Origin of the sequence: Bacillus inaquosorum KCTC 13429, from assembly GCF_000332645.1 — a bacterium.
Taxonomy (GTDB): domain Bacteria; phylum Bacillota; class Bacilli; order Bacillales; family Bacillaceae; genus Bacillus; species Bacillus inaquosorum.
In genome coordinates this window covers 205,408-217,807 of record NZ_AMXN01000005.1, presented here as the reverse complement: position 1 = coordinate 217,807, position 12,400 = coordinate 205,408, and the positions used below count along the sequence as shown (strand labels likewise).

The following is a 12,400-nucleotide window of genomic DNA, read 5'->3' as shown; positions in this document are numbered from 1 at the left end:
AGAATTGAACTTTGAAACGGTAATCGGACTTGAAGTCCACGTCGAGTTAAAAACAAAATCAAAAATTTTCTCAAGCTCTCCGACGCCATTCGGCGCGGAGGCGAATACGCAGACAAGCGTCATTGACCTCGGGTACCCGGGTGTCCTGCCTGTTCTGAACAAAGAAGCTGTTGAATTCGCAATGAAAGCCGCTATGGCGCTCAACTGTGAGATCGCAACAGATACGAAGTTTGACCGAAAAAACTATTTCTATCCGGACAACCCGAAAGCGTATCAGATTTCTCAATTTGATAAACCAATCGGCGAAAACGGCTGGATCGAAATCGAAGTTGGCGGAAAAACAAAACGCATCGGCATCACACGTCTTCACCTAGAAGAAGATGCCGGAAAACTGACGCATACAGGCGACGGCTATTCTCTTGTTGACTTCAACCGCCAAGGAACGCCGCTTGTTGAAATCGTATCAGAGCCGGATATCCGCACGCCGGAAGAAGCGTACGCGTATCTTGAAAAGCTGAAGTCCATCATCCAATATACAGGCGTTTCTGACTGTAAAATGGAAGAAGGCTCACTTCGCTGTGACGCCAATATCTCTCTTCGCCCGATCGGCCAAGAGGAATTCGGCACAAAAACAGAATTGAAAAACTTGAACTCCTTTGCGTTTGTTCAAAAAGGCCTTGAGCATGAAGAAAAACGCCAGGAGCAGGTTCTTCTCTCCGGCGGCGTTATCCAGCAGGAAACACGCCGTTATGATGAAGCAACGAAGAAAACCATTCTCATGCGTGTCAAAGAGGGATCTGACGACTACCGTTACTTCCCGGAGCCAGACCTTGTCGAGCTTTACATTGACGACGAATGGAAGGAACGCGTAAAAGCAAGCATTCCTGAGCTTCCAGATGAGCGCCGCAAGCGTTATATCGATGAGCTTGGCTTGCCTGCATATGACGCGATGGTTCTGACGCTGACAAAAGAAATGGCTGATTTCTTTGAAGAAACCGTTCAAAAAGGCGCTGAAGCCAAACAAGCATCTAACTGGCTTATGGGAGAAGTGTCAGCTTATCTGAATGCTGAACAAAAAGAGCTTGCTGACGTTGCGCTGACACCTGAAGGCCTTGCCGGCATGATCAAATTAATTGAAAAAGGAACCATTTCTTCTAAGATCGCGAAGAAAGTGTTTAAGGAATTGATTGAAAAAGGCGGCGACGCTGAGAAGATTGTGAAAGAAAAAGGCCTCGTGCAGATTTCTGACGAAGGCGTGCTTCTGAAGCTTGTCACAGAGGCGCTTGACAACAATCCTCAATCAATCGAAGACTTTAAAAATGGGAAAGACCGTGCGATCGGCTTCCTTGTCGGACAGATTATGAAAGCGTCCAAAGGACAAGCCAACCCGCCGATGGTCAACAAAATCCTGCTTGAAGAAATTAAAAAACGCTAGTAAAAAAGCAGCCCGCAGGGGCTGCTTTTTTGATGGTCAAATCGAGATGAAGACAGAGATCAGAGCCCGAAGCTTTTCAACTTCTTTGTCATTGGTCCCGGTCAAATTGGACAGCATGCCTTTAATAATCGGCTTGCGCGGTTTATCCTGAGACAGTTCTTCCTCGATGACATCCAGCGACACGACGATATCCTCAGGCAGCGTGCTGTTTTCTTTCGCTTTCTGAATGTCCTCAAGCAGCTGATCTTTCCCCGCAGGCATCGGACTGAAAATGTCTTTTGGCACAATGGGATTGAGGGCTGAACGGCTCAGCCCCTGTACGAGGTCATCCAATCTCTCGATGATAAAAGCTGAGATTTCTTCTGCATCGATGTTGAGCTCTCCGTTAAAAACCATCACATTCATATAGGAATGCACAATGCCTCTTGCCATGATGGAGAGGTCTGCGACGTACCGCTCGATTCCTTCGCCATAGGACGCCAGCAAGGCGTTCCGGTACAGTTTATCCGTCTCCATGGTTACTTTGTAAAAGTATTGCTTGATTTCTTGATTCTCCGGAATGATGTTTTCGGTAAGCAAAAGAACGATAAAATCTTTATGATCGCGGAAATCTTCAAATTGAGCGCCAATTTGCTTTTTCAGCACTTCCTTAGGCGGTTCTCCGGCGAGATTTTCTTCTATATTCTTCATTTTTTTCATAGACATGCCAATGTAATATTCACAGGCAGATAACAGCAGCGCTTCTTTTGATTTGAAGTGCAAATAAAAAGCGCCCTTCGAGATACCGCATTCACTGGCGATTTCCTGAATCGTCGTAGCTGCGAATCCTTTTTTCGCAAATAAATGAATGCTGGTTTTTATGATTCTCTCTTTTTTTTCATTCATGACGTGCTTCCCCTTAATCCTTGAAAAATTTAGTAAAATTTTCTGGTATATGAGTTGACGTTGTTGCATTATAACGTTTAGTATTATATAGAATGACCAGTCAGTCAATAAAAAATGTAATGGAGGATATGATGAATCACGTTATTAATTTCGTTCTGAAAAACAAATTCGCCGTATGGCTGATGACGATTATTGTAACAGCAGCCGGCTTGTATGCGGGTATGAATATGAAGCAAGAATCCATTCCTGACGTGAACATGCCTTACCTAACGATCAGTACGACATATCCGGGTGCGACCCCAAGCCAAGTGGCTGATGAGGTGACCAAACCGGTTGAACAAGCGGTGCAGAATTTGGACGGAGTCAGCGTTGTGACGTCAACGTCCTACGAAAACGCATCGTCGGTCATGATTGAATATGACTATGAGAAAGATATGGACAAAGCGAAAACAGAAGCGGCTGAAGCCTTAGAAAACGTCAGCCTGCCTGATGACGCGAAAGATCCGGAGATTTCACGCTACAGCTTGAACTCCTTCCCGATTCTGACGCTGAGCGTGTCCAGTGATAAAGACAACCTGCAAGAACTGACAAAACAAGTGGAAGACAGCCTCGTTTCTAAGCTTGAAGGCATAGAAGGCGTTGCTTCAGTCCAAGTATCAGGCCAGCAGGTGGAAGAGGTTGAATTCTCTTTCAAAGAAGACAAACTGAAAGAATACGGCCTTGATGAAGATACAGTCAAACAAGTGATTCAAGGTTCAGATGTGACAACTCCGCTAGGATTGTACACATTCGGAAATGAAGAAAAATCTGTCGTCGTCAGCGGCGATATCGAAACAATTAAAGATTTAAAGAATATGAGAATCCCGACGGCATCAGCTTCAAGTGCAGGCAGCAGCGCAGCATCACAAGCGGCGGCGCAGAGTGCACAAGCAGCTCAAAGTGCGCAAGCGGCAGCACAGTCGCAGCAAAGCGCAAGCACAGATGTGCCGACGGTTAAGCTTTCTGACATTGCCACAATGAAAGATGTGAAAAAAGCTGAGTCTGTTTCACGCACAAATGGCAAAGACAGCATCGGCATCAACATCGTCAAAGCAAACGATGCGAATACTGTAGAGGTTGCTGACGATGTCAAAGATGAGCTGAAGCAGTTCAAAGAAGACCATAAAGGCTTCGACTATAGTGCAACACTCGACATGGCAGAGCCGATCACACAGTCAGTTGACACGATGTTAAGCAAAGCCATTTTCGGTGCTATTTTTGCGATTGTGATTATTCTCTTATTCTTAAGAGATATCAAATCAACATTAATTTCGGTTGTTTCTATTCCATTATCACTGCTCATCGCACTTCTTGTGCTGCAACAGCTTGATATCACATTGAATATCATGACGCTCGGCGCAATGACTGTTGCAATTGGACGGGTTGTCGATGACTCTATCGTTGTTATCGAAAACATTTACCGCCGCATGAGACTCAAGGATGAGCCGCTCCGCGGAAAAGCCTTGGTTCGTGAAGCGACGAAGGAAATGTTTAAACCGATCATGTCATCAACGATTGTGACAATTGCGGTATTCCTGCCGCTCGCACTTGTAGGCGGACAAATCGGTGAGTTGTTTATCCCGTTTGCCTTAACGATTGTTTTTGCACTTGCCGCATCCCTGGTGATTTCGATCACGCTTGTGCCGATGCTGGCGCACAGCCTGTTCAAAAAATCATTAACGGGCGCGCCAATCAAAGCGAAAGAGCACAAACCTGGCAGACTTGCAAACATCTATAAAAAAGTATTGAACTGGGCGCTGAGCCACAAATGGATCACGTCTATCGTCGCCATTCTGATGCTGCTTGGAAGCTTGTTCCTCGTACCGTTAATCGGTGCCAGCTACCTGCCGTCCGAGGAAGAAAAAACGATGCAGCTCACATACAGCCCAGAACCGGGTGAAACGAAAAAAGAAGCCGAAGATGAAGCTGAAAAAGCGGAAAAAATCCTGCTTGACCGTAAGCATGTCGATACGGTTCAGTATTCATTAGGCTCTGGCAGCCCGCTTGCCGGAGGAGATTCTAACGGTGCGTTATTCTATATCAAATATGAAAGCGACACGCCTGACTTTGATAAAGAAAAAGACAACGTGCTGAAGGAAATCCAAAAGCAATCTGACCGCGGAGAATGGAAGTCACAGGACTTCAGCTCTTCAGGCAATAACAACGAATTAACATACTATGTGTATGGCGATTCTGAAAACGACATTAAAGACACGGTCAAAGACATTGAAAAAATCATGAAAGATGAAAAGGATCTGAAAAACATAAACTCAGGCCTTTCCAGCAAATACGATGAGTACACATTTGTCGCTGACCAAGAAAAATTAAGCAAACTCGGTTTAACTGCGTCTCAAATTTCTCAGGCCTTAATGACACAAACATCTCAAGAACCGCTCACAACCGTGAAAAAAGACGGCAAAGAGCTTGATGTGAACATTAAGACGGAAAAAGACGAGTATAAGAGTGTGAAAGATTTAGAGAATAAAAAGATCACTTCTGCGACTGGCCAGGAAGTCAAAATCGGCGATGTCGCAAAAGTGAAAGAAGGATCAACATCTGATACCGTGTCAAAACGTGACGGCAAAGTCTATGCAGATGTCACGGGTGAGGTTACATCTGACAACGTCACAGCCGTATCAGCTGATGTCCAGAAGAAAATTGATAAGCTTGACCTGCCTGATAACGTAACGATTGATACAGGCGGGGTATCAGCAGATATCGCTGATTCCTTTACGAAGCTCGGTTTAGCGATGCTGGCAGCAATAGCGATCGTTTACCTCGTGCTTGTGATTACATTCGGCGGAGCACTAGCGCCATTTGCGATTCTGTTCTCATTGCCGTTCACAGTCATCGGTGCTCTGGTCGGACTTTATGTATCAGGTGAAACGATCAGTCTGAACGCAATGATCGGTATGCTCATGCTGATCGGTATCGTTGTCACGAATGCCATTGTCTTAATTGACCGCGTCATCCATAAGGAAGCGGAAGGACTGTCTACGAGAGAAGCGCTCTTAGAAGCCGGCTCTACACGACTCCGTCCGATCCTGATGACAGCCATCGCGACAATCGGCGCCTTGATTCCGTTAGCGCTAGGCTTCGAAGGCGGAAGCCAGGTCATTTCAAAAGGACTTGGCGTAACGGTTATCGGCGGCTTAATCAGTTCGACGCTCCTAACGCTCTTAATCGTGCCAATCGTATACGAAGTATTGGCGAAGTTCCGCAAGAAAAAACCGGGAACGGAAGAAGAGTAAAAAAACAAAAAGCCTCAGCTCTGCTGAGGCTTTTGTGCGTTTTCACCTGTAAGATTATGTACATTTTGTTGCGATTTTTTTAACTCATAGTATAATTAAAGGTTGTTAGTGTAAAAATGGATCGGATACTCTTAAGTAGGATGATGAGATAATGAAACGTGCACGCATAATATACAATCCGACTTCAGGACGGGAGATCTTTAAAAAGCATCTTGCCCAGGTCCTGCAAAAATTTGAACAAGCCGGCTATGAAACCTCCACCCATGCGACGACATGCGCAGGAGACGCGACGCACGCCGCTAAGGAAGCGGCATTGCGTAAGTTTGACTTAATCGTTGCAGCGGGCGGAGATGGAACGATTAACGAGGTCGTCAACGGGCTTGCGCCTTTAGACAACCGTCCGACACTCGGTGTGATTCCTGTCGGTACAACGAATGATTTTGCGAGAGCGCTCAATATTCCGCGTGAGGATATTTTAAAAGCGGCAGATACGGTCATTAACGGCGTTGCCCGCCCGATTGATATCGGACAGGTGAACGGCCAGTATTTTATCAATATCGCTGGCGGAGGCCGTCTGACGGAGCTGACGTACGACGTGCCAAGCAAACTCAAAACGATGCTCGGCCAGCTTGCTTATTATTTAAAGGGAATGGAAATGCTGCCTTCACTTCGTCCGACAGAAGTCGAGATTGAATATGACGGCAAGCTGTTTCAAGGCGAAATCATGTTGTTTTTGGTCACGCTGACAAATTCCGTCGGCGGGTTCGAAAAGCTCGCGCCGGATTCCAGTTTGAATGACGGCATGTTTGATTTGATGATACTAAAGAAAGCAAACCTTGCTGAATTTATCAGGGTCGCAACGATGGCACTCCGCGGCGAACACATCAACGACCAGCACATTATTTATACAAAAGCGAACCGCGTGAAAGTCAATGTATCAGAAAAGATGCAGCTGAACCTGGACGGCGAGTACGGCGGCATGCTGCCGGGCGAATTCGTGAATCTGTATCGACACATTCACGTCGTCATGCCGAAGGAGAAAGCGGAACAGCTGGATGACTAAAACTTGGCTTTGTAAGCCAAGCTCAGAATGTTGACAAAATCCTAAAACAGTTTTCGTTTTAGGATTTTGTCATCTTTTCAGCGTGATTGAAAACCTTTGAAGTCTAGGAAGGGCGAGCATCGGAGCGCAGCGAATGTTGAATTCGTGAGCACCGAAGCACAGGCCTGACAACGAATGCGAAGGTTTGCCTACACGCTGAAACTTGGCTTTAATAGGCCAAGTTTTTCTTTCGCTTAAAACAAGAGGTGAACATACATGAAAATAAAACCCCCAGTAGAAAAAAACGAATACTACGACGTGACATTTGAGGATTTAACACATGAAGGAGCGGGCGTCGCAAAGGTGCAGGGCTTCCCGATCTTTGTGCCGAACGCCCTTCCGGAGGAAAAAGCCCAAATCAAAGTGACCCGAGTCAAAAAAGGGTTCGCCTTTGGCCGCCTGATTGAGCTGAAGGAAGAAAGCCCGCACAGAACCGACGCCCCTTGCCCGATTTACAAACAATGCGGCGGCTGCCAGCTTCAGCACATGACCTACGAAGGCCAGCTTTTGTTTAAACAGAAACAAGTCAAAGACGTTTTAGAACGGATCGGCAAGCTGGACCTGTCAAACGTCACCGTGCACCCGACACTCGGTATGGAAGACCCTTGGAACTATAGAAACAAAGCGCAGGTACCGGTAGGAGAACGAGAAGGCGGACTCGTCGCCGGATTCTATCAGCAAAGAAGCCATGACATCATCGACATGAGCGCCTGCCTGATCCAGCAATCCAAAAACGACGAAGCCGTCCAAGCTGTCAAAGACATTTGCGCCAAATACGGTGTCAAAGCGTACAACGAAGAACGCCACAAAGGCTGGCTCCGCCACATCATGGTCAGATACGGCGTCGTTACGGGCGAAATGATGATCGTCTTCATCACAAGAACAAACGACTTCCCGCACAAAGCGAAGATCATCGAGGACATCACAGCAGCGTTCCCGCATGTGAAATCCATCGTGCAAAACATCAACCCGAACAAAACAAACGTCATCTTCGGAAACGAAACAAACGTCATCTGGGGCGAAGAATACATCTACGACCTCATCGGAGACGTCAAATTCGCCATCTCCGCCAGATCGTTCTACCAAGTCAACCCGGAGCAAACCAAAGTGCTCTACGACAAAGCGCTTGAGTATGCGGAGCTGCAAGGTGAAGAAACCGTCATCGACGCCTACTGCGGCATCGGAACGATTTCTCTCTTCCTGGCGAAGCAGGCGAAAAAAGTATACGGTGTAGAGATTGTGCCAGAAGCGATTGAGGATGCAAAACGAAACGCTGAATTAAACGGCATCACAAACGCAGAGTTTGCGGTCGGTGAAGCGGAAACCGTGATTCCAAAGTGGTATGAAGAAGGCATCACGGCCGATACACTAGTCGTCGACCCGCCAAGAAAAGGCTGCGACGAAGCCCTCCTGAGGACAATTGTGGAGATGAAACCGAAGCGGGTGGTGTATGTGTCCTGTAATCCGGGTACGCTTGCAAGAGACTTGCGGGTGCTTGAGGATGGCGGGTATGCGACACGCGAAGTGCAGCCTGTGGATATGTTTCCGCATACGAATCATGTGGAGTGTTGTGCATTGCTTGTACTAAACGACGAATAATCAACACTAAAAAAGAACTTATAAATCAGACCCAGAATTCATGAGAATTATTGAGTAAAAAAGAAGATATATAGTGATCCGAGAACCTTTAAAAGATTCTCGGACTTCCATCTTCTTTTATTTCTTTCTGATCGTTCTATAAGTTTGGTGTACCATTTTTTATCTAGGACAGGTTTTTGAGTGATTCCTTAATCTTCTGAATCAGCTTTGGGAGGCCATCGTTTTGACTTTAATCAAGCAACCTTTTTTCTAATGTTACTCTTTCTTCATTAGCTCTTTAACCTGTAAATTGTTTTCATCTATGAGCATTTTTGTATTCCTCATCTTGAATTTCACCACGTATGTTCCTCTTGATGATTAATTCATCCAATGAGGTATATGTTTTTAGTGCTTGCTTGGACTGTAATATGATTTTACAGAAGCCTATATTAAAAAATCAAAGTTATTTTTTGAAAAGACCGCTATATTATCTTCTGTAAAGGGTATTAGAGCTATTTATAGTTCAAAAAAATTACTCTATACTTGCCGAGTTTAGTTTTATGTCTCTTAAATGTACAAACATAAAGAAGGAGAGTTATGGAAATCCCTATTAAAACCATTTGTGATGAGGAGGCTAAATAGATCGGGAATGCCCCTTTGCTTTGATAACAAAGATTTAGAGCATACATAAACTTTATAGTGGAAGACAAAACTTATTGTTTGAAGTTATTTTATGCAAGTAGTTTTCTTTTGGATAATATTGAAAGGGGAATGATTCGTAATTGTGAACCGGATTAGCGAGATTACAAAGCGCGATATTCTTGATTTGTTTCAAAACGGAATGGATATAGAAGAAATATTTGAAACGAAAAAAGTTACTTATCCTTATTCCGGACAATTGGATGAGATTGAATTTCTAAAAAGATTATATGATTTAAAAAGTATGCCAAGTTCTGATTATAGATTTTCAGATGCTGAAGGTGATATATGGCAACACACGATAAACAATGATGATTACCAATATTGTTGGGTGTTTGAGGACGAACGGTTTCATTTAAAAGATGGGAACGATGAAATATACTTAAGATTTATTTGTGAAATATTTCATCCGGCAGTTAGAATTGAAAAAGGGTATTGGATGGATTTTCTTACTGAGATAAATAAATTATTACAGCATGATGGGTATGAACTATATCCTGCCGAGAAAATCTCAAACCGTGATGTGTATAGTTGGAGATTATATCAAGCAGAAAATGAGATGTTTGTTCCTTTTTCTCAAAGAAATAAGAAAGCGATAAAACAAAAAGAAATAGTATTTAAAATTAAACGAGAAGCAAGAAACCAAATTCACAAAATCTTCGAGAAATATGATTCCAGAATTAGAAAGATAAGCGAGACGGGATGGGAGTATGATGCTTTAGTAAGTGAAGAAATTCTTCAAGATATAAAGATGTTTTATACTCCCAAATGCTTTAATAAAGAGAGTAAATATGCCGAAACTGATAGCCCCAAAGATTTTGTCTTGTCCACTTCGCCTTATAATGTGATAGATGCAATAGAGTTTTTTGAAAAGTACTGTAATAGTGATTTCGCGGCAGATATTAATACAATATTTAATTTGAATAGTATCTCTCTGAGATTAAATAACGGAAAAATTGAAAGCTTGGTAACTAGTCATATAACAAATAGTTCATTGGCTTCGATTGACGAGGCAGGACTGAAAGAACTGCTTCAGGAAGCTAGTAGGTATTATGAGAAAGAAAATTTGAATATCGCTGTTGAAAAACTCTGGGATGCTTTTGAAAGACTAAAGACATATTATTCGCCAACTCTAGATAAGAAAAAATCAGTGAGTAGAATTACTGAAAATATGAGTGGTAACAATAAGGTCTTTAAAGAATTATTTGAAAATGAATTTCATGAGCTTACAAGAATCGGAAACAACTTTAGAATCCGTCATCATGAAACCACAAAACTCGATATTGAAGATAATAGACATTACGATTATTTTTACAAACGCTGCCTTTCTTTAATCACGACCGCTATTCAATACCTAAATAATGGAAGAGTAATTTAATATTATATTAAAAATGGCAATCTCAAGCTATTACATTGAGATTGCCATTTAAATATGCATTACTATATACGGGTGTAATATCCTAAAGAAATAAATTAAACTTATTTTAATTTATGCACTTTTACAAAACCTTATTATTCACCCTTTAGTTTCATGCCTCATACAATTCTATGCAATTTTATAATCATCTAAACTGTAAGATTGTTGTATTTATTGAATATAACCAGACTATTATATTGTATAATATGTTAAAATTAACCTAGTTATATTAAGGGGGGATTTTAATGTCAAGTTTTGAAGCAATTATTTTTGATCTGGATGACACACTTATAGATACTGCCCAAATAAAACAACTACGTAGAAGGCCTTGGAGTGAATGTTATAGATATATTCCTACTAAAACCTTTGCTCTTTTTGGTGAAGAGCTCTCATCTATCATACAGGATAAGAATTTAAAGTTGGGAATAGTGACAAATTCCCCAAGACCATATGCCACTAGGGTACTATCACATCATAATATTCGTTATGATGACTTGATTTGTTTTCATGATAGTGAAAAGAGAAAACCTTATCCTGATCCCCTCTTAAAATGCTCTTTAAACTTAGGGGTGTCACCTAAGAATACTATTTCAATTGGTGACAATATAAATGATATTGTAGCAACGAAAAGAGCGGGGATGACTTCTGTTGGAGTAACTTGGGGAGAAGCAACAGAGTTAGAATTAATTAACGCAGGCTCTAATTTTATTGTTAATAATCCTATGGAACTTATAAAAATAATAAGGGAACTATAAGGGGGGGCAGACTTTGTTTTCGTTATGTACAAGAGTTGAGAATATAATTATAGATATGGATTCGTTTGATGATAGTTATTTAGAGAATCAAGTATTTGCTCAATTACTCCATGATCTTGGAGTAAAGTATAATCTTCTTTTATTAGGGACTGAAAAAGATAGATTTATAGAAACGGAAATAATCCAAGCTAATATTTCGGAGTTTTCTGCTTTCTTGAAGGATTTTAAAATAATACCAATGTATTCAATTGTACTTACAAGTTCAATGAAAAGAATCGAAGAAGCACATAAGCTAAATTTATCGACAATTCTTATTTTTGAATCGGATGAGATTGACGACTTTAATCAAATAGACCACAAGCATTTACCGGATAAGATATTGGATATTGGAACTACGAGAAAACTATTGCTGGATAATGTGCTTCATGGGAACTTTAATGAATTATCTGTTCAACAAACTGGAGGTACTGGATATGTATTTCCTATAGGAGAAATACATCACCAATTATTTAGTAATTTCAAGGCAAATCTAATGTATGCGGGAAGGTATTTTGTATATGACGATCCTAGATCATATATTCATTGCCTTTCAACCATGATTCTTAGATTGAAAAAATTTAAACCATATGCTGTAGAGGCATTGGCTTATTGTTTGCATACAGATATTAAATTAACTCTTAAATCTTTTGAAGACATAAATTTGATAACTGTAGTTCCCTCAAAACCAGAACAAGAAAATCATTTAGATTTATTACTTAACCACACAAAACTAGATCAGTTTAGGAGTATTATCGACACCAATCTTCTATTTACTGTTCGAGATTACGGTAAACAAAAGCAAGCTGGTTCATTTACAGAAAGAGCTATAAATGTTCTGGATGCCTTTGATTCAAGAAAGAATATTAGTGGTCATGTACTTTTAATAGACGATATTCTCACAAGTGGCTCTACTGCTATGGAGTGTGCTAAAGTATTATATAATCGTGGTGCAGAAAAAGTAACTATCCTTCCTTTAGCAATAATGCAGTCTAGCTCAAATGCTCCTTCACATGGGAAAATTAAAGATCAGTTTGATGAAGAGTATAGACTTAACTTTAAAAATAAGGATGGAAGCCCTTTTTGGGTTGCATCTGATGGCGAATTCTTAGAGTATAATGAAGGAAAAAAACTTTATTTGAAACAAAACAGTTATGAAGATTATCAATATGATGAAATACCTTGTTAATCATAAATTGGGGG

The 12,400-nt window shown here is 41.7% G+C and carries 7 protein-coding genes and 1 pseudogene; 7 read left to right on the top strand and 1 reads right to left on the bottom strand.

Annotated elements, in window-relative coordinates:
* Window positions 1-4: 4 nt before the first annotated feature.
* On the top strand, window positions 5-1,435 hold the full coding sequence (gatB, locus tag BSI_RS06695) for an Asp-tRNA(Asn)/Glu-tRNA(Gln) amidotransferase subunit GatB (protein ID WP_003240092.1): 1,431 nt from the start codon (window positions 5-7) through the stop codon (window positions 1,433-1,435).
* On the opposite strand, the pseudogene BSI_RS06700 reads toward gatB, so the two are convergent.
* Window positions 1,432-2,320 (bottom strand): annotated as a pseudogene (locus BSI_RS06700) (TetR/AcrR family transcriptional regulator). The gene gatB and the pseudogene BSI_RS06700 sit on opposite strands and share 4 nt — an antisense overlap.
* Window positions 2,321-2,451: 131 nt before the next feature.
* On the opposite strand from BSI_RS06700, the gene srfP reads away from it, so the two are divergent.
* The 6 genes from srfP to BSI_RS06725 all read left to right on the top strand — a co-directional run bounded on the left by srfP (window position 2,452) and on the right by BSI_RS06725 (window position 12,386).
* Window positions 2,452-5,610, top strand: coding sequence for a surfactin resistance protein SrfP (gene srfP / locus BSI_RS06705; RefSeq protein ID WP_003240089.1), 3,159 nt, complete (start codon window positions 2,452-2,454; stop codon window positions 5,608-5,610).
* Window positions 5,611-5,761: 151 nt separating this feature from the next.
* Complete coding sequence (locus BSI_RS06710; protein ID WP_003240087.1) at window positions 5,762-6,673, top strand: diacylglycerol kinase; 912 nt, start codon at window positions 5,762-5,764, stop codon at window positions 6,671-6,673.
* Between the two features lie 255 nt (window positions 6,674-6,928).
* Complete coding sequence (gene rlmD / locus BSI_RS06715) at window positions 6,929-8,311, top strand: 23S rRNA (uracil(1939)-C(5))-methyltransferase RlmD (RefSeq protein WP_003240085.1); 1,383 nt, start codon at window positions 6,929-6,931, stop codon at window positions 8,309-8,311.
* A gap of 763 nt (window positions 8,312-9,074) precedes the next feature.
* Window positions 9,075-10,367, top strand: coding sequence for an AbiJ-related protein (locus BSI_RS06720; protein ID WP_003240083.1), 1,293 nt, complete (start codon window positions 9,075-9,077; stop codon window positions 10,365-10,367).
* Between the two features lie 284 nt (window positions 10,368-10,651).
* Entirely contained in the window at window positions 10,652-11,161 is a 510-nt protein-coding gene (locus BSI_RS0121345) for an HAD family hydrolase (protein ID WP_032732204.1), read from the top strand.
* 13 nt (window positions 11,162-11,174) lie between these two features.
* Window positions 11,175-12,386: a ComF family protein gene (locus BSI_RS06725; RefSeq protein ID WP_003240082.1), complete on the top strand. Its 1,212-nt coding sequence runs from the start codon at window positions 11,175-11,177 to the stop codon at window positions 12,384-12,386.
* Window positions 12,387-12,400 lie beyond the last annotated feature (14 nt).